The organism is Mesorhizobium sp. CA14 (assembly GCF_020165195.1).
Lineage (GTDB): Bacteria > Pseudomonadota > Alphaproteobacteria > Rhizobiales > Rhizobiaceae > Mesorhizobium.
On sequence record NZ_JAIUHR010000008.1, the window covers coordinates 150,589 to 176,725 of the forward strand.

Genomic DNA, 26,137 nt, shown 5'->3' on the forward strand with positions numbered 1-26,137 from the left:
GCCACGAATGCATCTGAAAAAGCAAGCAACCATGCTGGCTTCGGCCCTCGCGGTCATGTTCGCCTCGGTCGAGCAGGCCGAAGTGCACCCGCATGTCTTCGCCGAGGCGCGCCTCGACGTCATCCTCAGCCAGGATCACCAAAGTGTGACGGCGCTGCGCCACCTTTGGCGCTTCGACGACCTGTTTTCGAGTACAGTGATGATGGAGTTCGATAAGAACTCCGATCTGAAACTTGACGACAAAGAGCTCAAGGAAGTGGCCGACACCGTCCATTCCTCGCTGGCCGAGTTCAATTACTTCCAGCTCGTAACCCAGGACGGCAAGGACGTGCCGATGGTGCCGCCGCCGCATCTGATGGCGAACTTCGAGAACGACCAGTTGATCATCCTGTTCGAGTCGCAGCCGAAGACCCCGATCAAGCTCGCCGGCAAAGTCGACATCGGCGTCTACGATCCGACCTTCTACACGGCGATCGACTTTACCGACGACGCCAACCTTGCCGTCGAAGGCCTGCCCTCGACCTGCACCAAGAAAGTCATCCGGCCCGATCCTGACGAGGCGATCAAGGAAAACCAGAAGACCCTGACGGAGGCGTTCTTCAACGATCCGACAGGCACCAACATGAGCAAGATCTTCGCCACCAAGCTCGAGTTGAACTGCCCGCCGGAAGGATGATTTGGTGATGAAACCACCGCTGCGCGCAAGCAGGTTCCGCAAAAGTGTCTCACGGTTTTGCGATCGGATCCTGCGACAAACAAGGGAATCTAAGCGGATATTCGTGGGACATCCCACGAATATCCGACTGGCGCTCTGCCTTTTGGCCGTCACCCTGGTGATCACCCATTTGCCTGTCGTGGCGCATGCGCAAAGCTCGCTCGGCATCGGCACCAATGACGGCATGGCGCCGACCACCACGGGTCCGTTCGCCCATATCCTGATGTGGATCAATCTCAGGCAGCAGGAATTCTACCATTCGCTCGCGGCCGCCATGAAGGCGATGCGCCAGGACGGCAGCAAGCTCTGGCTGCTGATCGGGCTTTCCTTCGCCTATGGCATCTTCCACGCCGCCGGCCCCGGCCACGGCAAGGCGGTCATTTCCTCCTATATGGTCGCCAACGAAGTGGCGCTGAAGCGTGGCATCATGCTCTCCTTCGTCTCGGCGCTGCTGCAGGGCCTGACGGCGGTGGTCGTCATGATGCTCGCCTATTTCGTGCTGCGCGGCACCGCGATCTCGATGACCGACGCGGCCTGGTTCCTGGAAATCTCGAGCTATGTGCTGGTCACCCTGTTCGGCGGCTGGCTGTTGTGGCGCAAGCTCGGTCCGTCGATCCTGCGCCTGTTCGGCAGGACGCCTGCCTACAGCCTGTCGGCCGCCCATGCCGGCCATTCGCATGGCGGGCAGGCGGGCCACTCGCATGCTCCTGCGCATTCCCATGCCAGCCGTTCTCACGCTCGTGCGCATGCGCACGCCGCGCATTCCCATGCACTGCACGCGCATGACGATCACGACCATGTTCATCATGACCATTCGCAAGGCCACGATCATGGTGCGCATGATCACCACCATCACGCCGACCACGACCACGGGCACGTCCACCACGACCATGGCCCTGGCGAAGTCTGCGAGACCTGTGGCCATTCGCATGCCCCGGATCCGGCGATGCTGTCGGGTGACCGCTTTGATTGGAAGACCGCCTGGTCGGCGGTGGCCGCCGTCGGCATCCGCCCCTGCTCCGGCGCGCTGATCGTGCTGAGCTTCGCTCTGCTCAACGGACTGTGGGTGGGAGGGCTGCTGTCGGTGCTTGCGATGTCGATCGGTACCGCGATCACCGTCTCGGCGCTGGCGACGATCGCGGTGCTGGCGAAGAACTGGGCCGTCTATTTCGCCGGCGATGGACGCATCGGCAACCGTATCCATTCCATCGTCGAGATCGGCGGCGCCGCCTTCATCTTCCTGGTCGGACTGCTGCTTCTGTCGGCCGGCCTGTCGGGCGGCGCCTGACCAGGCAGTGCCCAAATTGTATTGAGCTTCGGGTCAGGCCGGCATCACTTGGTATCGACAGACGTCAGGCGATCTTTCCGCCAAGCTCATCCTCGATATGCGCCCGAATGATCTCGTCAAAGCTGCTTTCGGCGGCAAAGCCGAGTTCCCGCGCCCGCCTGGCCTCGAATCGCGTCGGCCAGCCTTTGACGATCGCCCAGATGGTTTCGTCGGGGTGCTCGCGGATCCGCTTCGCGACCTCGACGCCGGCAATGCGCTCCAGCGCCTCGATCTGCTCGCCGACGGTGACGGCGACGCCTGGCATTGTGAGGTTGCGGCGCGGACCGACCTTGTCGCCGTCTATCTCAGCCGCATGGATGAGGAAATTCACCGCCGAGCGCGGGCTGGCATGGGTGTGCAGCACCGAGCGCGGCACCGGCAGGATCGCGTCCTGCCCGGCGAGCGGCTCGCGGATAATGCCTGAGAAGAAGCTCGACGCCGCCTTGTTCGGCTTGCCGGGGCGAACGCAGATCGTCGGCAGCCGGATGCCGATACCGTCGAAGAAGCCGCGCCGCGTATAGTCGGCGAGCAGCGCTTCGCTCACCTGCTTCTGCGTGCCGTAAGAGGTGAGCGGCGTCGGATGGAACTCATCCGGGATGACATCCGGGAACGGCGCGCCGAACACGGCGATCGACGAGGTGAAGACGAGGCGCGGCGCGAAGGCCGCCAGACGCACCGCGTCGAACAGCGCGCGCGTGCCGTCGAGATTGACCCGGTAGCCCAGATCGAAATTGGCTTCCGCCTCGCCCGACACGATGCCCGCCAGATGGAATATCACGTCCGGGCGCGGAGCTACGAGAGCCGCCATGGCGCCGGGCGCGGACAGGTCGCCAGTGTGGATCGAGACATCGACGCCCGTGAGCGGCGGCGCTGGCGGCGCCACGATATCATGCAGGTCGAGCGCCGTTATTTTGCGCCCGCGCAGCGTGCCGTCCTTGGCGAGCCGCGCGATAAGCTTGCGGCCGACCATGCCGGCCGCGCCCGTGATCAGAATTCTCATCTTCAGAGACCTTTCTTGCGTTGGCTGCGTCCGCGCAGCCACAGGACGACGAACAGCCCGACCATGAAGACAACGGCGATGACGGCCGCCAGCACCGTCGACACCTTGCCCGCGGCCAGCATGATTGCCGGCAGGAAATAGGCGGCGAGGCCGAACAGGAGCAGTATCACCGCCGCGGCGAACGCCGCGTTCTTTGTGTCACGATCCATCAGCGGAAGGTCCTCATTTCGAGGCTGTTCGGTTTCATCGTCACGGCGGGATCAGTGATAATGCCGGCGATCGGCAGGCGCGCCATGCGCGTGGTCGTGATCATGGTGATGGTCGTGCTGGTCATGGCTGTCGGCGCATTGTCCGAATTCGGGCTCGACCGTGGCATGATCGATGCCGTGCTTGACCGCAAGCCGCTTCTTGATGGCGCTCACCGCCACATGCGGATCGACGCCGTCGTTCAGGCAGGCATGCAGCGTCGCCATGTTGGACGTCCCGTCGAGCGACCAGACATGCATGTGATGTACCTCGCGCACGCCTTTGACCGCGCTTTCGATGTCCTTGGCGACCATGTCGCGGTCGAGGCTTGCCGGCACGCCTTCCAGCAGGACGTGGGCCGCCTCGCGCATCAGCGACCATGCCGTCGAGAGAATGAGCAGCGACACCAGCACCGACAGGATCGGATCGATCGGCGTCCACCCCGTCGCCACGATGATGATGGCGGCGACGATCGCCGCCGCGGAACCCAGCAGATCGCCCAGCACATGCAGGATGGCGCCGCGCATGTTGAGGCTTTCCCGATCGCCGCCATGCAGCACGAAGAAGGAGGCGATGTTGACCATGAGCCCTGCCACCGCCACCACCAGCATCGGCCCGCCGAGCACCGGCGCCGGATTCATCAGCCGCCCCCAGGCCTCGTAGATGATCCAGAGCGCAATGACGAAGATGGCGATGCCGTTGGTGTAGGCGACCAGCGTCTTCACCCGGGCGAAGCCATAGGTGAGACGGCCAGTAGCCGGACGGCCCGTCAGATGGAAGGCATACCAGGCAAGACCAAGCGCTATGGCGTCGGCCAGCATGTGCCCGGCATCGGCGACCAGCGCCAGCGATCCGGTCAGCCAGCCGCCGAGCGCCTCGGCGACCATGAAGCCCGCGGTCAGGCAGGTCGCGATCAGCACCCGCTTCTTGTCGGTCGAGCCATGCACATGGCCAGCGGCATGGCTGTGACCGGCCGAGTCATGATCGTGCGAAGCGTGGTCGTGCGCCATTGCCGAAACTCCTGTCCGACCTGCCGCAAGCGGTTTTCCGCTTCCGGAGATCGTGGTCTACGCGCCAAACTCGGCGCGAAAATCCTCAAGCCGCCGCTTCTGGCCGCCTTCGCTGTCGAAATTCGCCGGATCGAGCCAGGCTTCATGGGCTTTGCGCAAGGCCGGCCATTCCTTGTCGATGATCGAATACCACGCCGTATCGCGGTTTTCACCCTTGACCACAAGATGCTGGCGGAAGATGCCTTCGAACTTGAAGCCGAAGCGTTCGGCAGCGCGCTTCGAGGGCTCGTTGCGGTTGTTGCACTTCCACTCGTAGCGGCGGTAGCCGAGATCGTCGAAAAGATATTTCGCAAACAGGAACTGCGCCTCGGTCGCTGCCGGCTTGCGCGAGATCAGCGGACCCCAATAGATGTTGCCGATTTCGCCGACGCCGTTATTGGCGTCGATGCGCATCAGCGTCTGGCGCCCGGCGATCTTGCCGCTCGCCTTGTCGATGACGGTGAAGAACAGCGGATCCTCGCTGGCTTCGGCCTTGTCGAGCCAAGGCTGGAAGGCGGCGCGGGTTTCCGGCGGATAGTCGGGCAGCCACGCGAAACGTCCGCCGGCATCCGAAACCGAGGAGGCCTCGTAGAGGCCGTCGCCATGCTTTGCCGCGCTCAGCGGCTCGAGCCTGACGATGCGTCCCTCGATCGCCTTGCGTTCCGGCCGCGGGCGCGGCTGCCAATTCTTCAGATCTTCCGGCACGGCCACTCCAATCCGTTTGACTTTTGCTGGCGGACGGTCACAAAAACGCTCGCCTACAGAAAGAACCACAGGGACGGGAAAAATGCTCCACACGATCGCGGCCTTCGACCGGCTCGGCGAGGAAAATGCCTTCGCGGTGCTCGCCAGGGCCACCGCGCTTGCCCACCAGGGCCGCGACATCATCAATCTCGGCATCGGCCAACCCGACTTCAAGACGCCGCAGCATATCGTCGAGGCGGCGATCAAGGCGCTGCGCGACGGCCACCACGGCTACACGCCGGCAAATGGGCTCTTGGCCACCCGCGAGGCAGTCGTGCGCCGCACGCTGACCACCACCGGCGTCGAGGTGTCGCCCGAGAATGTGATGATCCTGCCTGGCGGCAAGCCGACCATGTTCTGCGCGATCCTGATGTTCGGCGAGGCCGGCGCCGAAATCCTCTATCCCGATCCGGGCTTTCCGATCTACCGCTCGATGATCGAGTTCACCGGAGCCACGCCGGTGCCGGTTCCGATCCGCGAGGAGAATGGCTTTGCCTTCTCGGCCGACGAGACGCTGGCGCTGATTACGCCCAAGACCAGGCTGCTCATTCTCAATTCGCCGGCCAATCCGACCGGCGGCGTCACCCCGCGCGCCGAGATCGAGAAGCTGGTCAAGGGCCTGGAGAAGCACCCGCAGGTCGCCATCATGTCGGACGAGATCTACGACGTCATGACCTATGACGGCGAGACCCACTGCTCGCTGCTCAACTTCCCCGAAATCCGCGATCGGTTGATCGTGCTCAACGGCTGGTCAAAGACCTGGGCGATGACGGGCTGGCGCATGGGCTGGTCGATCTGGCCGAATGGCGAAAAGGGCGCTTACCTCTACGACAAGGTGCGCAAGCTGGCGGTGAATTGCTGGTCCTGCGTCAACGCGCCGAGCCAGTATGCCGGCATCGCCGCGATCGACGGCCCGCAGGACGATGTCGAAAAGATGATGCGCGCCTTCGACAATCGCAGGAAGATCGTGGTCGAAGGGCTGAATGCGCTGCCGGGCATTTCCTGCATCACGCCGAAGGGCGCCTTCTATGCCTTCCCCAATGTCTCGAGGACCGGCTGGAAGGCGAAGAAGCTTGCCTCGGCGCTGTTGGAGGATGCCGGCGTGGCGCTCATCGGCGGCCCCGATTTCGGCGTTCTCGGCGAAGGCTATATCCGCCTTTCCTACGCAAATTCCGAGGAGAACATCCTGCGCGCGCTGGAGCGGATCGAAGCGTTCCTGACGAAATGACCCGTCAGGCGCTTACCCGCGCCCGACAAACGGCATCTTCGTCGCCATCACGGTCATGAACAGCACATTGGCGTCGAGCGGGAGGCTCGCCATATGCAGCACCGCGTCGGCGACGCGCTGCACATCCATTACCGCCTCGGCGGCGATGGAGCCGTCGGCCTGCGGCACGCCGACCGTCGTCGGCTGCACCATGTCGGTCAGCGCATTGCCGATATCGATCTGGCCGCAGGCGATGTCGAAGGGCCGGCCGTCGAGCGCCAGCGTCTTGGTGAGCCCGGTGATCGCGTGCTTGCTCGCCGTATAGGGCGCCGAGCCAGGGCGCGGCGCATAGGCCGACACGGAGCCGTTGTTGATGATGCGGCCGCCCATCGGCTTCTGCCTCCGCATCGCGCCGAAAGCCGCGCGGGCGCACAGGAACGAGCCGGTGAGGTTGACGCCCACGACATCGTTCCAGACCTCGACCGGGATCTCGTCGATCAGCGTCGACTTGTAGCCCATGCCGGCATTGTTGAAGAGCAGGTCGACGCGGCCGAAAGCCTCGAGCACCGTCTCGAACATGTCGTCGACTTCCTCGGCTTTGCTGATGTCGCAAGCGACGGCCAGCGCCTTGGCCTGCGTCTTGCCCGCCTCGGCGATCGCCTCCTCCAGCAGCGTCTTGCGGCGCCCGCAGAACACCGTGTTCCAGCCTGCCTTGAGCAGCGCCGTGGCGACGCTCTTGCCGATGCCGGTGCCGGCGCCGGTAACGATGGCGGTTTTCTCTACTATGGCTGTCATCGCCGTCCTCCGGTCATGCATGGAAAGACGTGGCATCGCAAATGCCTGGGGTCATGGCAAGCCACTGTTGGCAATAAAGAAAAGGCCAACAAAAAGGGCGGCCATTGGCGACCGCCCCGATCTGAACCGCGCTTGGGAGGAGGAAAAGCCGGTCCGACTGATTAGAATGATGCGCTTGCTGGGTGAACGAGAAGTTAACGGCAACCGCACCCGCTAACCCTGGCGTTTACCAAGCCGAACTTGGAGCGCTTCCGGCGGGCACCTTGGCAGCCGAAACCGTCGCCTCGACATGATCGACGAGGGCGTCCGGCAGGCCGAGGCGGCCGGCCAGAAGGTCGAGATAACCGCGCTCGGCGCGCGTATCGGGATCGATGGTAAGCCGCGAGGCGGTGTAGAGCTCGAGCTTCTGCGCATCGGTGTTGGCGCCGGCGACCAGCGTGTCGAGATCGAGCGGGCTTTCGAGCTCGGCAAGCAGGAATTTCTCCGCTTCAGCGCCGATGCCGGCGAGCTTGAGCTTGTCGGCGATCTTCTTGCGCTCTTCATCATCGACATGGCCGTCGGCCTTTGCGGCCGAGATCATCGCCCTGACCAGCGTCAGCGTGAACTCGCCCTCACCCTGCGGCGCCTGCGAGGGATGGAAGGCGGTGTCGGCCGGCGGCGGCAGCAACTCCGGTTCGCCGGACGAAGGCGCCTGCTCCGGCGCTTTGCCGGCCTTGTAGTTCTGGTAGGCCTTGTAGGCGAGGCCGCCGATGGCGGCCAGGCCGCCGAGCTTGATGGCCGCGCCCGTCACCTGCCGCCCGGTGCCGGTGCCGAGCAGCACCGCGGCAAGCGCGCCGGCGGCAAGCGGATTGTCCTTCGCCATCTGCACCGCTTGCCCCGCCTTGTCGCGGACAGTCGAGCCGGTCCCAGGGACTTGCGAGCCGAGAAGGTCGTCGAGCAGCTTCTTGGGGTCGAGCATCAATGCCTCCAGAATTGGCCCGGCCGAATATGCCCGGGCGAGGTTTCGGACCGGCAAGAGGTAGGCCCCGCGCACTGACATTACAATGAAGGGGCGACTTTTCGGTCGCGCAGTTGGCCGCTCTAACTGCCGATATGGCGCTTGCCGCCGCGCGCTTGCGCAAGTTCGACCTGGCGGTGGCGTTCGGCATAGCGCTCGCGATCAGCATCGGACCGCGCCTCAAAGCAATGCGGGCATGAAACGCCGGTCACATATTTCGGCGACAGCCTGTCCTCGACCGTCAGCGGATGTCGGCAGGCGCGGCAGAGTTCGGCTTCGCCCTCGGCAAGACCATGCGAGACGGACACCCGCTCGTCGAACACGAAACATTCGCCTTGCCAGAGGCTCTCTTCGGCCGGCACGTCTTCCAGATATTTCAGGATGCCGCCCTTGAGATGGAAGACATTTTTGAGGCCGAGCGACTTCACATACGCCGTCGCCTTCTCGCAGCGAATGCCGCCGGTGCAGAACATCGCCACCTTGCGACCTTCGAGTTCCTTACGGTGCTCTTCCACCCAGGCCGGGAACTCGCGGAAGCTGCTGGTCCTCGGATCGACCGCGCCCTTGAAGGTGCCGAGCGAGACCTCGTAGGCGTTTCGGGTGTCGATGACGACGGTGTCGGTATCCGAGATCAACGCGTTCCAGTCGGCCGGCGCGACATAGGTGCCAGCGCTGGTTGCCGGATCGATATCCTCGACACCCATGGTGACGATCTCGCGCTTCAGCCGCACCTTCATGCGGTGGAACGGCATTTCGGCGGCGCTGCTGTATTTGACTTCCAGACCGGCCAGGCCTTCGATGGCCTGCAAATGGTCCACAAGCGCGGCAATCGCTTCCTCGCTGCCGGCAACGGTGCCGTTGATGCCTTCACGCGCCAGAAGCAGCGTGCCCTTGATGCCGCGCCCGCAACAGAAGGCGGCGAGCGGCGCGCGCAGCGCCTCGCATCCGTCGAGGCGCGCGAATTTATAGAGCGCGGCGACCCGGACTGGCTGAATTTCCATGGCTGTTGTCATGGTCATGCCACTAGACCGTGGTGAAAGCGGTTTCAAGGCGAAGGAGACTCAAAGGCCGGCGGCGATCCGCTGCGCGGCATCACGACACGCCGGGCTTCGTGGACTTGGCATATCCCTTCTGCTAATCGGTTTAAAACGATCCAAATGGAGACCAGCACATGACCAGCAAGACCGAAAAGCTCCTGTCGCTCCTCAACGGTCAGCCGGTCATCCCGGTGCTCAAGATCGCCAATGTGGCAGATGCCGTGCCGCTCGCCCGCGCCTTGTCGCGCGGTGGCTTGAGGGCGATCGAGATCACCTTGCGCACCGCCGATGCGCTGGAAGCGATCCGCCGCGTCGCGGCCGAGGTCGAAGAAGCGGTCGTCGGCGCGGGCACCATCCTCGATGCCAGTCAGTTCGACGAGGCAGCCGCCGCCGGCTCGAAATTCATCGTCAGCCCGGGCATCACCAGAGAGCTTCTCGACGCGGCCGAGGACAGCCCCGTGCCGCTTTTGCCCGGCGCCATCACGCCTGGCGAGATCATGGCCGCGCGCGAAGCCGGCCTGCGCTTCCTGAAATTCTTCCCGGCCGAGCAGTCCGGCGGCATCGCTTCGCTGAAGGCTTTCGCCTCGCCGCTGGCGGACGTGAAATTCTGCCCGACCGGCGGCATCATGGCCAGGAACGCCGCCGACTATCTGAGCCTGCCCAACGTCATCTGTGTCGGCGGCTCCTGGGTCGCGCCCGACGATCTCATCAAGGCGGGCAAGTGGGATGAGATCGAAGCGCTGGCGCGTGAGGCGAGCAAGCTCAAGAAGTAATCAGCGCTTTCACCAGGGCAGCGCGCCGTTCTCATCGAAATAGCCGCCCGTCGGTCCGCCTGGCGCCAGCGTCGCCAGCCGCACGATGATCTCGGCCGCCTGTTGCACCGTGCGGCCACCTCTGTGCGCGTTGAGGTCCGTCGCGGTGTAGCCGGGAGCGGCGGCATTGACCATGATGCCGCGCGGCGCGAGTTCCCGGGCGAAGGCCAGTGTTACGGCATTGAGCGCCGTCTTCGAACTGCCATAGCCCATGACATTGGGCGATTGGTCATTGCCGGACGCGCGCGCCAGCGATCCGAGATAGCTGCTCACCATGACGATCCGAGCAGCGGGCGATGCCGTGAGCAGCGGCAGGAACGCCTGCGTGACCCGCACCGGGCCGAAGACGTTCACGTCATAGGTGGCTTTCATATCCGCGATATTCTCGCGGCTCGGCGGCCGCTCATAGCGGCCATCCGGGCCGAGCGCCTCGACATAGCCGGACGCAATGCCGGCATTGTTGACCAGCACCTCCAGGGCACGCGCCCGCGCCGCGACTGTCTTGACCGCGGCCGCCACGCTCTCGTCGCTGGCGACATCGAGCTCGAGCCACTCGACGTCGAACCCTTCGCCACGCAGTGCTTGCGCAGCGGTCTCTCCACGCCCGGCGTCGCGAGCACCGAGCCACACCTTGTAATCGAGTGCCGCCAGTCGCCGGACGGTCTCGCGGCCGATGCCCTTGTTGGCGCCGGTCACCAGCGCATTCTTCGTCGTCATATCCAGGTCTCCTGTTCGGTGACCTAGACATGACGGGAGCCGGGCCGCTTTGCGCGCCAAAAGCTCTCATGCTCTTGCCTAATCCTCTCAGGTGCGCGTCTTCGCGTCACCCAAGTGCGCGTCTTCGCGTCACCCAAGTGCGCGTCTTCGCGTCACCAGGTGCGCGTCACGGCCTGGCTGTGGTTGCTTGGCGGCAGGGGATCGGCAATGCTGCAAGGATGCACGAAGCGCTTCAGGAATTGATCGCGATCGCCAGCCAGCATGCGCGCGGACGGCGGACGAAGGCGGCTATCCCGCGCGTTACGATCGGCCGCAGTGAGGTTCCGACGCCGCCGCTGCCCGAGCTTTGCCAGCCGACCGCGCTGTTCGTCCTGCAGGGAACCAAGACGGTGCTGATCGGCCACCGCAGACTTGCCTACAGCGCCGGCAGCTATTTCGTCTATGCGGTTGAAACACCCGCCACCAGCCAACTGGTTGAGGCGAGCGTCGCGCAACCTTACATGGCAATCGCCTTCTCGATCGATACCGAGCTGATCGCCGGCCTGCTCGTCGACCACAAGCCGGCGATCGATGGCGATAGCTTCGTGACCAATCAAGCCGATGACTTGCTGCTCGATGGGTGGCGCCGGATGCTGCGGCTGCTTGACAAGCCGGCCGAGATTCCTGTTCTCGCGCCCATGCTCGAACGGGAGATCGCGTTCAGGCTTTTGCAAGGCCCGCAAGGCGAAAAGCTGCGCCAGCTCGCCCGCGCCGACGGGCGCCTGTCGCAGATCCGCCGCGCCACGGCCTGGATCCGGGCGCACTACAACGAGCCGATCGATGTGACGCAACTGGCCGAGCTGTCGCATATGAGCAATGCCGCATTTCATCGGCACTTCAAGGCGGCGACGGCAATGAGCCCGATCCAGTATCAAAAGCAGCTCCGACTGCTGGAAGCGCGCCATCTGCTGATTGCGCAACCGGGCAACGCCGCGCAGGTTGCTTTCGCTGTCGGCTACGAAAGCGCTTCCCAGTTCAGCCGCGAATATGCGCGCCAGTTCGGATTGCCGCCCGCGCGCGACGCCGCGCGGCTCCTGGCCAAGGGCGAAGCGGCTACGCTGGAAGTTTAGCCTGGCGTGAACATACGCGCACGGAACGCCGACTGAGCTATTGCCATGTCTGGTTCCCGCTCATGGATTCGAACCACGATTCACGCCTTCAAAGGGCGCTGTCCTACCATTAGACGAAGCGGGAAGTGCAGGCGCATGCCATAAAACAAAAGCCGCGCTGGCAGGCCAACGCGGCTTTTCGGCGGCCACGCTGGCTCGCCTATTTCGTTTGGAAGCGCGCGACCGAGAGGAACTTCACCGCATTGCCGGTGAAGCGGCTTGCGTCCGGCACCTGGCCATCCATCTGGAAGCCGGCCGTGTACACTTCGCTCGGCGGCGTGTGCACGATGTTGTAGGCATAGCGCGGGGCCGTCGTCGGGTCGGAAACAGAGGCGATGTTGACGCCGCTGCCCAGCGCCCAGCGCGCGGCTTGCGGAGGCGGCGCCACCACCATGGCCTTGGGCCCTGGCTTCAGGCCCTGGGCGGACGCCCTGCCCTCCTTGGCTGTCGTCTTCACACCGCCGCCGATCGCCTGCACGGGATCGGTCCCGGCCGGCAGCGCAGCGATGGCTTTGCGCGGCGAGGCCGCGTCGACGCCTGACGGATCGTTGAAGGCGGAGCGCGGCTCCGGCTCGGTCAGCGACGCAAGCTGATATTCGGCGCCGGCGCCACCGGCTTCGACAGTCGCATTGGCCTGTTCGAGAACGGCTTTGACCTCATCCTGCTTGCCGGGCTGCGGCCGTGCGGTCGGCAGCACGGAGAACGCGTCGGTCGCGCTCTTGTCCTGCGACGCCGTTTCGGCCAGCGCCAGAAGCACGCTCTTGTCCTTCGGCGCCAGGTCGGCCGGCGTCGAACGGTCGGGCCGCCAGGTCGGCAGCGGGATGTTGTTGACCGCCACCTGCGCCGGATCGGTGCTCGCAGCCTCCGCCGCGCTGGCTGCGCCGAACGGAACCTTGTCCGGCACGGGTGCCTGTGCCGTCGAAACTGCCTGCTCCGTCGTCGCCGACGCATCCGCCATGGCGAACGGCACGTTCTGCGGCGTCTGCTGGCCGACATCGACCTTCGGACGAAGCGCGAAATCGGGCAGCGGGATTTCCTTGGGCGGCAGAGCGGCGATGATCGTCTCCGGCGTATCCTGCTGCGGCTGCGAATCGTCGGCGCTGTCATCCGCGATCTGCGGGATGCTGGCGCGCTTGGCATCCTTCGGCGCGACGATCGCGATACCCGGAAGATTGCTGGTGCGGGCCGTTGCGGCGCTCGCGACCTGGACCTGCTTCACGGCTTTCTGCTGCGGCGCCGGGGCGCTTTCATCGGCTTCGTCGTCGGCCTCGTCGGCGCCGCCGCCACGGAACCAGGCAAACAGGCCGCCGGACCGCTTGGTCGAGCTACCGGCGCTGGCCAGTTCGATATTGGGCGTGCCGGCGCCCTTGCGCGCCTGATAAGCGGCCAGCGCCTGCTCATAGCCAGGCAGCGGCTTGCCGTCGCTGGGCACATGCAGCGTCTTGCCATTGGGGAACAGGCTGACCAGCTCCTGACGGCTGATGCCCGGCCAGTGGCGCACATTGCCGACATCCATATGGACGAAGGGCGAACCGGAACTCGGATAATAGCCGACGCCGCCGCCCTGCATCTTGAGGCCGATGTTGCGCAGCTTCTTCAGCGGCACGCCGGGAATGTAGAAGTCCATCGCCTTGCCCAGCATGTGCTGGCTCTTCTCGGCGACGCCCCGGCTGCGCGAGCGCAGCATCGCGTTGGTCGACGGCGAACGGTAGCCGCAGACGACCTGGATATAGTCGGTAGCGCCGCTTTCGCGATAGGCTTCCCAGACCAGGTCGAGCAGCCGCGGATCCATCTTGGTCGGCTCGTTGCGGCGCCAGTCGCGCAGGATGATGTTGATCTTGCGCAGGCCTTCCGGATCGTAGCGGCCATTGCGCTTGTAGACGATCTCGGCCTTTTCGTGCGTGTGCAGGTGATAGAGCTTGAGTGTACGAACTTCAGCCCGGGCGCCAGACGTCGCCGCGGACAGGAACCCGACGGCCAAAATCACGAACGTCAGCCACCTCGGCCAGACGTTCATATGAAAATGCCGCCCGTCTTTGTGTCGTTCGATTTTGTTCAAATCAAATGGCTTTCAGGCTGCCGTTTGTCCCCGGATTTGACCAACGGATGCGTGGTTTTCACATCCGAATATCGATCCTAATGGTTAATCATCGTTTATTGAAGCCGAAATGCGGTAACACCGTGGCGATATCCCGTCAAAAATGATGCACGGCATTTCGTGGTAAACCGCTGGTTTAGATCAAGAATCTGGTTCCGGCCAGAACACGATCTGTTACCGTTAGCGTTAATGCGTGATCCTCGGCAACGCTAACGCTGAGAACTCCGCGTTTTCATCTTCAAAGCGACAATTTGACTCGGATTTTAGGCAGGCAAGCTGGTTCGAGGCTTGCCCCCTTATGAGGCAAGCCGGTCGACGCGACCAGCTTCGGGATCAATGCCATATTCCTTCAACTTGCGGTAGAGCGTCGAGCGGCCGATGCCCAACCGCCGGGCGACTTCGCTCATCTGGCCGTTGTAATGGTCGATCGCGAGCCTGATCATCTCGAGTTCGACGTCCGCCAGCGCCCGCACATTGCCGCGCTCATCCAGCGCACGGAGCGTTCCGAAACGCGGCTGCGGCCTGACTGTCGTCTCGTCGTCGGACAAGGCAGGCCCCGTCGTGTCGGCAACCTCATCCTCATTCAGGGGGGCATCCGCAACCGTGTTGGCGACGGCGGATGTCGGTTCCGCTCCGAGATTGACCGTTCCTTCCACCTGCGCCCGGATCTGCGGGAACTCCTCCTCGGTCAGCACATCGCCCTCGGCGAGGACCGAAGCGCGGAAGACCGCATTCTCCAGCTGGCGGATGTTGCCCGGCCAGTCATAGGCCTGCAGCATCGCAAGCGCCGCGGCCGATATGCCGGCAAGGCGGCGGCGCGGATCGGTCGGAGCGACCTTTTCCATGAAATGCCGGACGAGGTAGGGAATGTCGTCGCGGCGGTCGCGCAGCGGCGGCACGAAGATGGGATAGACGTTCAGCCGGTAGAACAGGTCCTCGCGGAACTTGCCGTCCTTGACCTGCTGCAGAAGGTTGCGGTGCGTGGCCGAGATCAGCCTTATGTCGACCTTGATGGTCGATCGGCCGCCGACCGGATCGACCTCGCCTTCCTGCACGGCGCGCAGCAGCTTGACCTGGACGTCGAGCGGCAGATCGCCGATCTCGTCGAGGAACAGCGTGCCGGAATTTGCCTCGACGAATTTGCCGGTGTGCTTATCGGTCGCGCCGGTGAAGGAGCCCTTCTCATGGCCGAACAGGATCGATTCGACGAGATTGTCCGGGATGGCGCCGCAATTGACAGTGACGAAGGGCTTCGAGCGACGATCGCCGCTCCCCTGGATGGCGCGCGCCACCAGTTCCTTGCCGACGCCGGACTCGCCCTCGATCAGGATCGGGATGTTGGAGGCCGCAGCCTTCTGGCCGAGGCGGATCACCCGGTCCATTGCCGGGCTGCGCGTGATCATGTCCTTGAAGGTGAGATGGCCGCCGCCGCGCCGCCGCGATGCGCGCTTCACCTCGTCCTCGACGGCTTCCACCTTGAGCGCGTTGGAGATGGCGGTCTGCAGCCTGTCGGGCGACGCCGGCTTGACGACGAAGTCGAAGGCGCCGTGCCGCATTGCCGAGACGACCGTCTCGATGCCGCCCTGCGCCGTCTGGACGATGACGGGAATGTTGATGGCGCGCTCGCGCATCGCCTTTAGCACGCCGATGCCGTCGAGGCCAGGCATGACAAGGTCGAGAATGACGACGGAGACCTCGCGCGCGTTCGGCCCGTCGAGCACGTCGAGACCGGCCTCGCCGCCATCCGTGACGATCGCGCTATGGCCGAACTTGGTCAACGCGGCTTCGACCAGCCTGCGTTGCACCGGATCGTCATCGACTATGAGTATGGAACCTGTCATGACTGTTCGAGTTGTCCGCCCGAGAAAATCCCCATGGATCATCTTGGCACAGGGTTCTAAATAAGGTTTCAAAAAAGCCGGTGAACGAATTCCTTAGGATTTGACCGGCTTTTCCTTTCCCTTTGATTCTGACCCCTTGGTTCTAAGAAGGTATCGTTGATGCGCATGATGTTTGGTCGGCGGCTTGCGGCGCCAATATCCGGCCAGGGCGCTGCGGGGCTTGGTGACCTGCCGGAATGGAATCTCGCCGATCTCTACTCCGGCATGGAAGCGCCCGAGTTGAAGCGCGACATCGCCAAGGCGGCCGCCGACGCCGTCGCCTTCGAAACCCGCTGGAAAGGCACCCTTGCCGCAGAAGCCGGACGCGGCGCCGCCGGCCGGCTCGGCGAGGCGCTCAAAACCTACGAGGCGCTCGAGGAACTGATCGGCCGCATCGTCTCCTATGCCGGCCTCGTCTATGCCGGCAACACCGCCGATCCGCAGCGCGCCAAGCTCTATGGCGACGTCCAGGAAAAGATGACGGATGCCAGCGCGCATCTCCTGTTCTTCGCGCTCGAACTCAACCTGATCGACGATGCGGCGATCGAGAGCGCTTTGGCCGCCGACAAGACCTTTGGCCACTACCGGCCCTGGGTGCTCGATCTCAGAAAGGACAAGCCCTACCAGCTCGAGGATCGTGTCGAGCAATTGTTCCACGAAAAGTCGGTCACCGGTCGCGGCGCCTGGAACCGCCTGTTCGACGAGACGATGACCGACCTGCGCTTCGATGTCGACGGCGAGGAGCTGACGCTTGAGCCGGCGCTCAACCGGTTGCAGGATGCCAATGGCGAGGTGCGCCGCCGCGCCTCCGAGGCGCTCGCCGCCACGTTCCGCAAGAACCTGCGCACCTTCACCCTCATCACCAACACCTTAGCCAAGGACAAGGAAATCTCCGACCGCTGGCGCGGCTTCCAGGACATTGCCGACTCTCGCCACCTCGCCAACCGCGTCGAGCGCGAAGTGGTCGATGCGCTGGCCGCGGCCGTGCGCGAGGCCTATCCGCGGCTGTCGCACCGCTATTACGCGATGAAGGCGCGCTGGCTCGGCATGGAGGTGATGAACCACTGGGACCGCAACGCGCCGCTGCCGGAGACGCCGCAGGCGGTGATCAGCTGGGACGATGCCAGGGACACGGTGCTCTCCGCCTACCAGCGTTTTTCGCCGGACATGGCCGAAATCGCCCGCGGCTTTTTCGACCGCAGATGGATTGACGCACCGGTCAGGGCGGGTAAGTCGCCCGGCGCCTTCGCTCATCCGACGGTTCCGTCGGCGCATCCTTATGTGCTGCTCAACTACATGGGCAAGCCGCGCGATGTGATGACGCTGGCGCATGAGCTCGGCCATGGCGTGCACCAGGTGCTGGCCGCTGGCCAGGGCGCGCTGATGGCCTCGACGCCGCTGACGCTGGCCGAGACCGCCTCCGTCTTCGGCGAGATGCTGACCTTCCGTTCGCTGCTTGAGCAGACCGGCGACAAACGCGAGCGCAAGGCGATGCTCGCCCAGAAGGTCGAGGACATGATCAACACCGTCGTGCGCCAGATCGCCTTCTACGAGTTCGAGCGCAAGGTGCATGCCGAGCGCAAGAACGGCGAGCTGACCTCGGACAGGCTGGGCGAATTCTGGCTGGAGGTGCAGGCCGAGAGCCTGGGGCCGGCAATCAAGCTGCGCGAGGGCTACGAAGTCTTCTGGACCTACATCCCGCATTTCATCCACTCGCCTTTCTACGTCTACGCCTATGCCTTCGGCGATTGCCTGGTGAACTCGCTCTACGCCGTCTATCAGAACGCCGAGCGCGGATTTCAGGAGAAGTATTTCGAGATGCTGCGCGCCGGCGGCACGAAGCATCATTCCGAGCTTCTGGCGCCCTTCGGCCTCGACGCCACTGATCCCGCTTTCTGGCAGATCGGCCTTGGCGTGATCGGTTCGCTGATCGACGAGTTGGAAGCGCTCGAGAAGTGAACAGCAACGAAGTGTATCGGCAGCTATAGTTTAGCCAAGGCGCATATTAGCAAGATCTAGTCTTGCTCTAAATAGCTGTTCTTGAATAACTCTCCGGCGCATTTTCAACTGGCTTTCGACAAGCCATATGATAGCGTCCGGCCTCAAGCTGAGCCGGACGCATCGCGCAGGCCAGAGATGGCCGGTCGCGGCGCGCCAGGGCGAATGCGATGATGGCCGTCGGCCCCGGACAAGGCCGAACGCCGATGGCTCGATTGAAGCCGGCGGTTCCGCCAGTCACGGAACCTTTGACGATCCTTGGCGTGCGCTCGCCTTTCCGGGCCTCGGCCGACAGATCGGACTGGAGAGGGAAATGAGCACTTTCTTCTACATGCTCCTGGCGTTCGTTGTGGGTATCCTGGTTGGCTGGTTCATCTGGGGCCGCCTGCGCGGAGAGCTCGATAATCTGCGTGGCGATCTCGACCGCACGCGAAGCGAGCGCGACGGGCTGCGCGCCGACAGCGATCGGTTGAAGGGCGAGCTCGACGCCTGCGGCCGTGCCCGCGCCGATCTCGAAAACCGGCTGCGCGATGCGCCTGCCGCCAAGGCGGGCGCCGGCAAGGCCGCCGCGCCGGCGCCGGCGGCGCTGATGTCGACGCCCACGCCCGCCACATCGGCAAAGGCCGCTCCGGCGAAGTCGGCCGCCGCAAAGAAACCGGCGGCAACGAAGACCGCGACGGCGCCGAAGCCGGCTGCCAAGGCTGCTGCGCCCAAGAAAACGGCGGCCCCCGCGGCAAAGAAAGCTGGCGCGCCGACGACAGGCAAGGCCGACAATCTGCGCCGCCTCATCGGCATCGGGCCAGTCAACGAGAGACTGCTTAAGGGCCTGGGCGTCACCACCTATGCCCAGATCGCCGCCTGGACCGATGCCGACGTCAAACGCGTCGAGGACGTGCTCAATTTCGACGGCCGCATTGCGCGCGAAAAATGGATCGAGCAGGCGAAATTGCTGGCCGCCGGCGACGAGGCCGAATTCGCCCGCCAGTTCCCCTCGGCTGGAACCGCAAGCAACAGCTGAACGATCCGCCTGTTGGCGTAAGGCGGCGTCCCGACGGGCGCCGTCTTTGTTTGGGCCAGCCGCCTTTGCGCCGCCCGACGCCGTTCCCTCGATTGCACCTCGCCGAACCCCCATATAGAGCGGTCGACTGAATTGTCCGCACCCAATGTTCATGTCCCTGCCCGCAGCCATCTTCCGCAACGACGCAACCGCTCGTCAGCTGGTCTTCGACAGGCCGCGCGAGATCATCGTCGCGCACGACGCGGAAGAGTTCGCGCCCGCGCTTGAAAGGGCGCAGGCCGCCTCCGATTCCGGCAAATGGTTGGCGGGCTATTTCTCCTACGAAGCCGGCTACCTGCTCGAGCCGAAACTGGTGCCGCTGCTGCCCGAAGGCCGCCGCGCGCCGTTGGTCTGCCTTGGCGTCTTCGATGCGCCCGACGAGCAGGAGGTCCCGCGGTCACTGGCGCCAGCCAGCAACGGCCCGATCTTCGATGCCCGCGCAGCCTGGTCGGCCGAGGACTATGCCGGCCGCTTCGCGCGCCTTCACAACCACATCCGCAAAGGCGATTGCTATCAGGGCAACCTTACCTTCCCGGTTCGTGCGCAGTGGTCGGGCGATCCGCTTGCGGCCTTCGACGCGCTGACGGAACGCCAGCCGGTGAAATATGGCGCGCTGGTCTCGCTCGGCGATCCGATCGTCCTGTCGCGCTCGCCCGAACTGTTCTTCGAGATTGATGCCGACGGCATGATCGAAACCCACCCGATGAAAGGCACCGCGCCGCGCGGCGCGACCAAGGCCGAAGACGCACGGCTGAAGGCCTTCCTGCGCAACGACGAAAAGAACCAGGCCGAGAACCGGATGATCGTCGACCTTCTGCGCAACGACATCTCGCTGATCAGCGAAGTCGGCACGCTCGACGTGCCGGAACTGTTCCGCATCGAGACCTATCCGACGGTGCACCAGATGGTGAGCCGCGTGCGGGCAAGGCTTTTGCCGGACATCGGCATCCGCCAAGTCTTCGCCGCGCTCTTCCCTTGCGGCTCGATCACCGGTGCGCCGAAAATCCGTGCCATGGAAATCCTGCACGAGTTGGAAGACGCACCGCGAGATGTCTATTGCGGGGCCATCGGCTGGATCGCGCCGGGCGGCAGGATGCGTTTTTCGGTGGCGATCCGCACCATCTCGCTCTTTGCCGACGGCGAGGCCGTCTACAATGTCGGCGGCGGCGTCGTCTTCGATTCCACCGCCGAAGAGGAGTATCGGGAGTGTCTGTTGAAAGCGCGCTTCGCGACGGGAACGGTGCCGGCTTCGAGCTGATCGAGACCATGCGCTGGGAGCCAGGCTCGGGCTTCCTGCGCTTCGAGCGCCATCTCGCGAGGCTTTATGCGTCCGCCGCCGAACTCGGTTTCGCCTGCGATCCGGCGCGGATCGGCCAGGTGCTTTCCAGCGCCGTCGGCGGACACGGAGTTGCTTTGCGCGTGCGCCTTACCTTGCAGCGCAATGGCGAAGCGGCAGCCGCCGCTCAAGCCTATGAACCGTTGCCGGCCGACAAGGTCTGGCGGCTGCAGCTGGCGCGCATCCGTCTCGATTCCGCCAACACGCTGCTGCGCCACAAGACAAGCCTGCGCCAGGTCTACACGCAGGCGCGCAGCGAATATCTCGCCACCCGCGCCGACGAAGTGCTTCTGGCCAATGAGCGCGGCGAGCTTTGCGAGGGCACGATCACCAATCTCTTCGGCGATTTCGGCGACGGGCCGCTCGCCACGCCCCGCCTCGACTGCGGCCTTTTGCCTGGAATATTGCGCGGCGAGCTTCTGGACGAAGGCCGCGCCGTGGAAGCGATCTACAGCTTCGACGATCTGAAGGCGGCGAAGGCGATCTTCGTCGGCAACTCGCTGCGCGGGCTGATCCCGGCGCGACTCGGCTGACCGCCCTGGAGACATAAACTGGATAATACCCAAACAGGCATGACCGTCCGCCAGCCGACCCACACGCCCTATGACGGTTCCTCGAAACTCTTCACCATTGGGCTGAAGCCGCTCGACTTCGACCGCTGGATCGAGGTCGATGAATTCCTTTTGCCGCATCTGGCCGAAAAGCAACGGCTCTATGCGGAAATCCCGAGAAAGGTCTTCGTCGAGGAAGACGGCACAAGCGACGCTCAGCGCGAAGTGCTGGACCTGCTCGTCGCGCATCTCGAAGCCACGCATCCCGGCACGCACCGCCGCAGCGGAGTGGATGTCGAGCCGATCGGTTTCGAGGGGACGATCGACAGGCTGCTTCCTGCCCTGCGCGAGGCGCCGCTGGCAAAGGCCTCGCTGCTCGTCCAGGAAGATCTGATCCTGATGCGTCGCGACGAGCGCGGCTGGCGGCTCGCCGCCGGGTCGCTCTGCTTCCCGTCGTCCTGGTCGCTGCAGGAGAAATTTGGCAAGCCGTTGCAGGAGATCCACGAACCGGTGCCTGGATTCGGCCCCGGCACCCGGCCGGCAGATCTCATCAACCGCATGTTCGATGGCCTGCAGGGCCAGGCGGTCGAGCGCTTCAACTGGTCGATCCAAGCCAACGATGCGCTCTATCATCCGCTTTCCAATGTCGAGCGCATCGACCGCGCAACGAACCGCCCGAGCCGCTTCCCCGACGGCGACGTCAAAGCCCATGCCTTCATCCGCGTCGAACGCCAGACGCTGCGCAAGCTTCCCCTGTCGCGCGACATCCTCTTCACCATCCGCATCCATCTCGACCCGCTCAAGCTGCTCATCCGCCATCCGGACCGGGCAGCACTGGCCGCCTCCTTCGCGGAGCAGCTCCTGGCCCTCGACCAGCAGCAACTCGACTACAAGGGCCTGACCGCCGACCGCGATGGGCTGGTCGAATTCCTCAGCGACATGGCCTGTACGCCTTAACCAAGGTTCCAGGCAGGCCTGGCCGGCGATTGGTGCTTTTCGCTGGTTTATGACAATGATCTGTGGTTGTAGCGCTTGGCCGTCGGGCAAAAGGCCCCGGTTTTGCGCGTGTTTGAAGGAGTGTGCGAAAAAATGGCGAATGAAAACTGGCCCGTTTACGGTGAAATCACCGGTCCCGTCGTGATGATCGGCTTCGGCTCGATCGGGCGGGGAACGCTGCCGCTGATCGAGCGCCATTTCAGGTTCGACAAGTCGCGCATGACGGTCATCGACCCGCGCGACACCGACCGCAAGCTGCTCGACGAGCGCGGCATCACCTTCATGCAGGACGCGGTGACCGAGAAGAACTACAAGAAGCTGCTCACGCCACTTCTGACCAATGGCGGCGGCCAGGGCTTTTGCGTCAACCTGTCGGTCGACACCGGCTCGGTGGACCTGATGAAATTGTGCCGCAAGCTCGGCGTGCTCTACATCGACACTGTCGTCGAGCCGTGGCTCGGCTTCTATTTCGACACCGAGGCCGACAATGCCAGCCGCACCAACTATGCGCTGCGCGAGGCGATGATCAAGGAAAAGCAAGACAAGCCCGGCGGCCCGACGGCGGTCTCCACCTGCGGCGCCAATCCCGGCATGGTCTCGTGGTTCGTCAAGAAGGCGCTGGTCAACCTCGCCACCGATCTCGGTCTCGAGTTTTCCGAGCCCGCGCAGGAGGATCGCGAGGCGTGGGCCAGGCTGATGAAGAAGGCCGGCGTCAAGGGCATCCATATCGCCGAGCGCGACACCCAGCGCACGAAGAAGCCGAAGCCGATGAACGTGTTCTGGAACACCTGGTCGGTCGAAGGCTTCATATCGGAGGGCCTGCAGCCGGCCGAGCTCGGCTGGGGCACGCATGAGAACTGGATGCCGAAGAACGGCAAGAAGCACAAGCAAGGCTCCAAGGCGGCGATCTATCTGGAGCAGCCCGGCGCCAACACGCGTGTGCGCAGCTGGTGCCCGACGCCCGGCCCGCAATACGGCCTGCTGGTGACGCATAATGAGTCGATCTCGATCGCCGACTTCTTCACCGTGCGGTCGAAGAAGGGCAAGGTCCAATATCGCCCGACCTGCCACTACGCTTACCACCCCTGCAACGACGCCATGCTGTCGCTGGATGAGATGTTCGGCGCCGCCGGCAAGTCGCAGCCGGTCCACCACGTGCTCGACGAGAACGAACTGGTCGACGGCATCGACGAGCTCGGCGTGCTGCTCTACGGCCACGACAAGAACGCCTACTGGTACGGCTCGCAGCTGTCGCTGGCCGAGGCGCGCAAACTCGCCCCCTACCAGAACGCCACCGGCCTGCAGGTGACCTCGGCTGTGCTCGCCGGCATGGTCTGGGCGCTGGAGAACCCGACCGCCGGCATCGTCGAGGCCGACGAGATGGACTACCGGCGCTGCCTCGAAGTGCAGTCGCCCTATCTTGGGCCGGTCAGGGGCTACTACACCGACTGGACGCCGCTGGATGACCGGCCGGGCCTTTTCCCCGAGGACCTGGACAAGGACGACCCGTGGCAGTTCCGCAACATTCTGGTCCGATAGCAGCCAGCCTGACGGCTCTCACCGCCTTGCAATCGCCCGGAAATCGGGCGATTGAGTATCGGCGGACTGAGGAGAGGATTTTCAGAATGACCATTGCGCGCAAACTGCTGTCGGCAGGCGCCGCGGCAAGCCTTCTGGCTGCGGCAGCCTGCACCACCACCGGACCTTCGCAACCACCGGCCGCCGCACCCAAGGGCGTCGAGGGCAACTGGATCGACGCCAAGGGTACAGGCTTGTCGACCTTCACGGCCGGTAATTTCACCACCGTCGCCACCGACACCGGGCAGAAACTGTCGGAAGGCAGCTACACCATGACCGGACCGACCTCGGTTGAGATCCACGGCACCTCGCTGATCCGCCAGACGCCGGTCAGCTTCAACTGCCTGATGATCTCCACCAGCCAGCTCAACTGCACCAGCGCCAGCGGCCAGAACTTCGTGCTGACGCGCCGGGCCTGAGGGCTGGCGAATGTCTCAATGACAGGGACGGTGGCGTGAGCCGCCGTCTTTTTTATGCCGGCAAACATCTCCCTGATTTGTGCTTGCATCGCCCAGGACCCGATGTGAACATGGTCTAAGGCTGACTGTTATTTTCCAGTCAAGCGAGGGCGTTAAGCATATTCGAAGTCAGCTTATCCGGGAGACGAAGATGAAGAAGATTGCCGCGATCCTGGCCCTGTCGGCCTCGGCGCTCGGCCTGTCGGCAGGCGTGTCTTTTGCCGACTACACGCTGAACATCCTGCATTTCAACGATTGGCACAGCCGCATCGAAGGCAACAACAAATACGAGTCGACCTGTTCGGCGGACGAAGAGACCAAGGGCGAATGCATCGGCGGCGCCGGACGGCTGATCACGGCGATCGCTCAGGAGCGCAAGAAGCTCGAAGGTCAGAACGTGCTTCTGCTCAATGCCGGCGACAGCTTCCAGGGATCGCTGTTCTACACCACCTACAAGGGTGCGGCGGAAGAGGAATTCCTCAATCAGATCAAGCCCGACGCGGTGACGCTCGGCAACCACGAATTCGACGACGGCGAGAGCGCGCTGGTGCCTTACCTCGACAAGGCGAAGTTCCCGATAGTCAGCGCCAATGTCGTGCCAAACGGCAAGTCCGGCGCCAAGGACAAGATCAAGCCGTCGATCGTGGTCGAGGTCGGCGGCCAGAAGATCGGCATCGTCGGCGCCGTCACCAACGACACGCCGGAACTCGCCTCGCCCGGTCCGAACATCGCCATCACGGACGACGTCAAGGCGATCACCGCCGAGGTCGAGAAGCTGAAGGCGCAAGGCATCAACAAGATCATCGCGGTCACCCATATCGGCTATCGGCGCGAGCGCGACGTCATCGCCAAGATCCCGGGTATCGACGTGGTGGTCGGCGGCCACAGCCACACGCTTCTGTCGAACACCGATCCGAAGGCCGAGGGACCGTACCCGACGATGGTCGACAACCCCGACGGCTACAAGGTGCCGGTCGTGCAGGCCGCGTCCTATTCGAAATATCTCGGCGAGTTCAAGGTCGTGTTCGACGACAACGGCGTCGTCAAAGAAGCCAGCGGCGCCCCGATCCATCTCGACAAGTCGATCACGCCCGATCCCGCTGTCCTTGCCCGCATCAAGGAGCTCGGCGCGCCGATCGAGGCTCTGAAGAACAAGGAGGTGGCCGAGACCACCAGGGCGATCGACGGCAGCCGCGAGAATTGCCGCGCGCGCGAATGCGCGATGGGCAATCTCGTCTCCGACGCCATTCTCGACCGCACCAAGGGCCAGGGCGTCGAAATCGTCATCTCGAACGGCGGCGGCCTGCGCGCCTCGATCGACCAGGGCACGGTGACCATGGGCGAGGTGCTGACCGTGCTGCCCTTCCAGAACACGCTCGCCACCTTCAAGATTTCCGGCAAGGACCTGGTTGCGGGCCTCGAAAGCGGTCTCAGCCAGGTCGAGGACGGCGCCGGTCGTTTCCCGCAGGTTGCCGGGCTGAAATATTCCTTCGACAAGTCGGTCGCGCCCAATGCCGGGCGCGTCAAATCGGTCGAGGTGATGGAGAACGGCGCCTGGACGCCGATCAATCCCGACAAGCAGTATCTCGTCGCCACCAACAACTATGTCCGGCAGGGCGGCGACGGCTACAAGGTCTTCGCCGACAAGGCGACGGACGCCTATGACTACGGCCCGGGCCTCGAACAGGTGGTGGCCGACTATCTCGGCGCGCATCGGCCCTACACGCCCAAGCTCGACGGCCGCATCACCGAGATTGCGGCAACGACGGCGGCGGCTGAGCCGGCCAAGCCTGCGGAACCGGCAAAGCCTGCCGAGACCGCTCCCGCCACCACCCAGGCGCCTGCAGCCGAGGCAGCAAAACCGGCCGAGGCTGCGCCGGCAAACCGCGAACCGGCTATGCCGGCTCTGCCTTCCGGTTCCAGCGACATTGCCGGCACGCCGCCGGCCGTTTCGGCTGAGACCGCTCCGGCCGCGCCTGCCGAGACCGCGAAGCCGGCTGAGACGACGCCTGCGGCGCCGGCCGCGGAACCGGCAAAGCCTGCCGAGGCTGCCCCGGCAACCCCTGCTCCCGCCGCCGAACCGGCCAAGTCCGCTGAAGCGAAGTCGGCAGAAACCAGCCACACCATCGCCGCCGGCGATACCTATTGGGACCTGGCCAAGAAAGCCTATGGCGACGCCAGCAAGTGGAAGCTCATCTCCGAAGCCAACAAGGATTACAAGCCGCATCGCCTGCCGCTCGGCGCGACGCTGACCATTCCGCCGGCCGCGAAGTAACCGATCATCCGGAATCCATGGCACCCGCTCGGGCAACCGGGCGGGTGTTCCTTTTTCAGATCGTAACGCGGTAAGGTGCGGCCAGACGCGGCATTGAAACCCGGCGGGGCATCGCT

At 64.2% G+C, this 26,137-nt stretch carries 23 protein-coding genes and 1 tRNA gene; 13 read left to right on the forward strand and 11 right to left on the reverse strand.

What is annotated here, in order from left to right; translation table 11 throughout:
• Window positions 1–7 precede the first annotated feature (7 nt).
• Window positions 8–676, forward strand: coding sequence for a DUF1007 family protein (locus LB565_RS12060; protein ID WP_224584120.1), 669 nt, complete (start codon window positions 8–10; stop codon window positions 674–676).
• A 103-nt stretch (window positions 677–779) separates the two neighbouring features.
• On the forward strand, window positions 780–2,003 hold the full coding sequence (locus tag LB565_RS12065) for a nickel/cobalt transporter (protein WP_224584122.1): 1,224 nt from the start codon (window positions 780–782) through the stop codon (window positions 2,001–2,003).
• 64 nt (window positions 2,004–2,067) lie between these two features.
• Here the strand turns inward: LB565_RS12065 and denD are convergent, their stop codons facing one another.
• The 4 genes from denD to LB565_RS12085 are packed head-to-tail and all read right to left on the reverse strand — an operon-like array spanning window position 2,068 to window position 5,042.
• Entirely contained in the window at window positions 2,068–3,042 is a 975-nt protein-coding gene (gene denD, locus LB565_RS12070) for a D-erythronate dehydrogenase (RefSeq protein WP_224584124.1), read from the reverse strand.
• Window positions 3,043–3,044: 2 nt separating this feature from the next.
• The gene (locus LB565_RS12075) at window positions 3,045–3,251 is read right to left on the reverse strand and encodes a hypothetical protein (RefSeq protein ID WP_224584127.1); all 207 of its coding nucleotides are present in this window, start codon (window positions 3,249–3,251) and stop codon (window positions 3,045–3,047) included.
• Between the two features lie 51 nt (window positions 3,252–3,302).
• The gene (locus LB565_RS12080; protein WP_224584129.1) at window positions 3,303–4,298 is read right to left on the reverse strand and encodes a cation diffusion facilitator family transporter; all 996 of its coding nucleotides are present in this window, start codon (window positions 4,296–4,298) and stop codon (window positions 3,303–3,305) included.
• A 57-nt stretch (window positions 4,299–4,355) separates the two neighbouring features.
• The gene (locus tag LB565_RS12085; RefSeq protein ID WP_224584131.1) at window positions 4,356–5,042 is read right to left on the reverse strand and encodes a GNAT family N-acetyltransferase; all 687 of its coding nucleotides are present in this window, start codon (window positions 5,040–5,042) and stop codon (window positions 4,356–4,358) included.
• An 82-nt stretch (window positions 5,043–5,124) separates the two neighbouring features.
• Here LB565_RS12085 and LB565_RS12090 point away from each other — a divergent pair, with 82 nt between their 5' ends.
• Window positions 5,125–6,309, forward strand: coding sequence for a pyridoxal phosphate-dependent aminotransferase (locus LB565_RS12090; protein WP_224584133.1), 1,185 nt, complete (start codon window positions 5,125–5,127; stop codon window positions 6,307–6,309).
• A 12-nt stretch (window positions 6,310–6,321) separates the two neighbouring features.
• Here LB565_RS12090 and LB565_RS12095 read toward each other — a convergent pair whose 3' ends face one another.
• The 3 genes from LB565_RS12095 to LB565_RS12105 all read right to left on the reverse strand — a co-directional run bounded on the left by LB565_RS12095 (window position 6,322) and on the right by LB565_RS12105 (window position 9,081).
• The gene (locus tag LB565_RS12095; protein WP_224584135.1) at window positions 6,322–7,083 is read right to left on the reverse strand and encodes an SDR family oxidoreductase; all 762 of its coding nucleotides are present in this window, start codon (window positions 7,081–7,083) and stop codon (window positions 6,322–6,324) included.
• 226 nt (window positions 7,084–7,309) lie between these two features.
• A complete protein-coding gene (locus LB565_RS12100) occupies window positions 7,310–8,041 on the reverse strand; it encodes a tellurite resistance TerB family protein (RefSeq protein WP_224584137.1) in 732 nt (243 codons plus the stop codon).
• A gap of 122 nt (window positions 8,042–8,163) precedes the next feature.
• Window positions 8,164–9,081 (reverse strand): rhodanese-related sulfurtransferase, encoded by a 918-nt coding sequence (locus LB565_RS12105; protein WP_224584139.1) that lies wholly within the window; start codon window positions 9,079–9,081, stop codon window positions 8,164–8,166.
• Window positions 9,082–9,251: 170 nt separating this feature from the next.
• Here LB565_RS12105 and LB565_RS12110 point away from each other — a divergent pair, with 170 nt between their 5' ends.
• Window positions 9,252–9,890, forward strand: coding sequence for a 2-dehydro-3-deoxy-phosphogluconate aldolase (locus tag LB565_RS12110; RefSeq protein ID WP_224584141.1), 639 nt, complete (start codon window positions 9,252–9,254; stop codon window positions 9,888–9,890).
• 9 nt (window positions 9,891–9,899) lie between these two features.
• On the opposite strand, the gene LB565_RS12115 is transcribed toward LB565_RS12110, so the two are convergent.
• Window positions 9,900–10,646, reverse strand: coding sequence for an SDR family NAD(P)-dependent oxidoreductase (locus tag LB565_RS12115; protein WP_224584143.1), 747 nt, complete (start codon window positions 10,644–10,646; stop codon window positions 9,900–9,902).
• A 218-nt stretch (window positions 10,647–10,864) separates the two neighbouring features.
• Here LB565_RS12115 and LB565_RS12120 point away from each other — a divergent pair, with 218 nt between their 5' ends.
• Window positions 10,865–11,755 (forward strand): AraC family transcriptional regulator, encoded by an 891-nt coding sequence (locus LB565_RS12120; protein ID WP_224584145.1) that lies wholly within the window; start codon window positions 10,865–10,867, stop codon window positions 11,753–11,755.
• 50 nt (window positions 11,756–11,805) lie between these two features.
• On the opposite strand, the gene LB565_RS12125 is transcribed toward LB565_RS12120, so the two are convergent.
• The 3 genes from LB565_RS12125 to LB565_RS12135 all read right to left on the reverse strand — a co-directional run bounded on the left by LB565_RS12125 (window position 11,806) and on the right by LB565_RS12135 (window position 15,733).
• A tRNA-Gln gene (locus LB565_RS12125) sits at window positions 11,806–11,879 on the reverse strand.
• A gap of 75 nt (window positions 11,880–11,954) precedes the next feature.
• Entirely contained in the window at window positions 11,955–13,811 is a 1,857-nt protein-coding gene (locus LB565_RS12130) for a DUF882 domain-containing protein (RefSeq protein ID WP_224584147.1), read from the reverse strand.
• A 377-nt stretch (window positions 13,812–14,188) separates the two neighbouring features.
• On the reverse strand, window positions 14,189–15,733 hold the full coding sequence (locus tag LB565_RS12135; RefSeq protein ID WP_224584149.1) for a sigma-54-dependent transcriptional regulator: 1,545 nt from the start codon (window positions 15,731–15,733) through the stop codon (window positions 14,189–14,191).
• A gap of 159 nt (window positions 15,734–15,892) precedes the next feature.
• Between LB565_RS12135 and LB565_RS12140 the strand changes: the two genes are divergently transcribed.
• The 8 genes from LB565_RS12140 (at window position 15,893) to LB565_RS12175 (ending at window position 26,021) form a co-directional block, all read left to right on the forward strand.
• Window positions 15,893–17,731, forward strand: coding sequence for a M3 family oligoendopeptidase (locus tag LB565_RS12140; RefSeq protein WP_224584151.1), 1,839 nt, complete (start codon window positions 15,893–15,895; stop codon window positions 17,729–17,731).
• Window positions 17,732–18,083: 352 nt separating this feature from the next.
• On the forward strand, window positions 18,084–18,788 hold the full coding sequence (locus tag LB565_RS12145) for a proton-conducting membrane transporter (RefSeq protein WP_224584153.1): 705 nt from the start codon (window positions 18,084–18,086) through the stop codon (window positions 18,786–18,788).
• 151 nt (window positions 18,789–18,939) lie between these two features.
• The gene (locus LB565_RS12150) at window positions 18,940–20,085 is read left to right on the forward strand and encodes an aminodeoxychorismate synthase component I (protein ID WP_224584164.1); all 1,146 of its coding nucleotides are present in this window, start codon (window positions 18,940–18,942) and stop codon (window positions 20,083–20,085) included.
• Entirely contained in the window at window positions 20,034–20,696 is a 663-nt protein-coding gene (locus LB565_RS12155) for an aminotransferase class IV family protein (protein WP_224584166.1), read from the forward strand. Before LB565_RS12150 ends, LB565_RS12155 begins: the two co-directional genes overlap by 52 nt.
• Window positions 20,697–20,735: 39 nt before the next feature.
• Window positions 20,736–21,671, forward strand: coding sequence for a heme-dependent oxidative N-demethylase family protein (locus tag LB565_RS12160; protein WP_224584168.1), 936 nt, complete (start codon window positions 20,736–20,738; stop codon window positions 21,669–21,671).
• A gap of 132 nt (window positions 21,672–21,803) precedes the next feature.
• On the forward strand, window positions 21,804–23,249 hold the full coding sequence (locus LB565_RS12165; protein WP_224584170.1) for a homospermidine synthase: 1,446 nt from the start codon (window positions 21,804–21,806) through the stop codon (window positions 23,247–23,249).
• An 86-nt stretch (window positions 23,250–23,335) separates the two neighbouring features.
• Window positions 23,336–23,707 carry a hypothetical protein gene (locus LB565_RS12170; protein ID WP_224584172.1) on the forward strand — a complete coding sequence of 124 codons (372 nt, stop codon included), beginning with the start codon at window positions 23,336–23,338 and terminating at the stop codon, window positions 23,705–23,707.
• Window positions 23,708–23,897: 190 nt separating this feature from the next.
• The gene (locus LB565_RS12175; protein WP_224584173.1) at window positions 23,898–26,021 is read left to right on the forward strand and encodes a bifunctional metallophosphatase/5'-nucleotidase; all 2,124 of its coding nucleotides are present in this window, start codon (window positions 23,898–23,900) and stop codon (window positions 26,019–26,021) included.
• Window positions 26,022–26,137: the final 116 nt, after the last annotated feature.

What these genes read in the sequence shown, in the direction of transcription:
- LB565_RS12060 (WP_224584120.1), top strand. Translation starts at nt 8, where the DNA reads ATGCATCTGAAAAAGCAAGCAACCATGCTGGCTTCGGCCCTCGCGGTC.
- denD (WP_224584124.1), bottom strand. Translation starts at nt 3,042, where the DNA reads ATGAGAATTCTGATCACGGGCGCGGCCGGCATGGTCGGCCGCAAGCTT.
- LB565_RS12075 (WP_224584127.1), bottom strand. Translation starts at nt 3,251, where the DNA reads ATGGATCGTGACACAAAGAACGCGGCGTTCGCCGCGGCGGTGATACTG.
- LB565_RS12080 (WP_224584129.1), bottom strand. Translation starts at nt 4,298, where the DNA reads ATGGCGCACGACCACGCTTCGCACGATCATGACTCGGCCGGTCACAGC.
- LB565_RS12090 (WP_224584133.1), top strand. Translation starts at nt 5,125, where the DNA reads ATGCTCCACACGATCGCGGCCTTCGACCGGCTCGGCGAGGAAAATGCC.
- LB565_RS12095 (WP_224584135.1), bottom strand. Translation starts at nt 7,083, where the DNA reads ATGACAGCCATAGTAGAGAAAACCGCCATCGTTACCGGCGCCGGCACC.
- LB565_RS12100 (WP_224584137.1), bottom strand. Translation starts at nt 8,041, where the DNA reads ATGCTCGACCCCAAGAAGCTGCTCGACGACCTTCTCGGCTCGCAAGTC.
- LB565_RS12105 (WP_224584139.1), bottom strand. Translation starts at nt 9,081, where the DNA reads ATGGAAATTCAGCCAGTCCGGGTCGCCGCGCTCTATAAATTCGCGCGC.
- LB565_RS12110 (WP_224584141.1), top strand. Translation starts at nt 9,252, where the DNA reads ATGACCAGCAAGACCGAAAAGCTCCTGTCGCTCCTCAACGGTCAGCCG.
- LB565_RS12115 (WP_224584143.1), bottom strand. Translation starts at nt 10,646, where the DNA reads ATGACGACGAAGAATGCGCTGGTGACCGGCGCCAACAAGGGCATCGGC.
- LB565_RS12120 (WP_224584145.1), top strand. Translation starts at nt 10,865, where the DNA reads ATGCACGAAGCGCTTCAGGAATTGATCGCGATCGCCAGCCAGCATGCG.
- LB565_RS12130 (WP_224584147.1), bottom strand. Translation starts at nt 13,811, where the DNA reads ATGAACGTCTGGCCGAGGTGGCTGACGTTCGTGATTTTGGCCGTCGGG.
- LB565_RS12135 (WP_224584149.1), bottom strand. Translation starts at nt 15,733, where the DNA reads ATGACAGGTTCCATACTCATAGTCGATGACGATCCGGTGCAACGCAGG.
- LB565_RS12140 (WP_224584151.1), top strand. Translation starts at nt 15,893, where the DNA reads ATGCGCATGATGTTTGGTCGGCGGCTTGCGGCGCCAATATCCGGCCAG.
- LB565_RS12145 (WP_224584153.1), top strand. Translation starts at nt 18,084, where the DNA reads ATGAGCACTTTCTTCTACATGCTCCTGGCGTTCGTTGTGGGTATCCTG.
- LB565_RS12150 (WP_224584164.1), top strand. Translation starts at nt 18,940, where the DNA reads ATGTCCCTGCCCGCAGCCATCTTCCGCAACGACGCAACCGCTCGTCAG.
- LB565_RS12160 (WP_224584168.1), top strand. Translation starts at nt 20,736, where the DNA reads ATGACCGTCCGCCAGCCGACCCACACGCCCTATGACGGTTCCTCGAAA.
- LB565_RS12165 (WP_224584170.1), top strand. Translation starts at nt 21,804, where the DNA reads ATGGCGAATGAAAACTGGCCCGTTTACGGTGAAATCACCGGTCCCGTC.
- LB565_RS12170 (WP_224584172.1), top strand. Translation starts at nt 23,336, where the DNA reads ATGACCATTGCGCGCAAACTGCTGTCGGCAGGCGCCGCGGCAAGCCTT.
- LB565_RS12175 (WP_224584173.1), top strand. Translation starts at nt 23,898, where the DNA reads ATGAAGAAGATTGCCGCGATCCTGGCCCTGTCGGCCTCGGCGCTCGGC.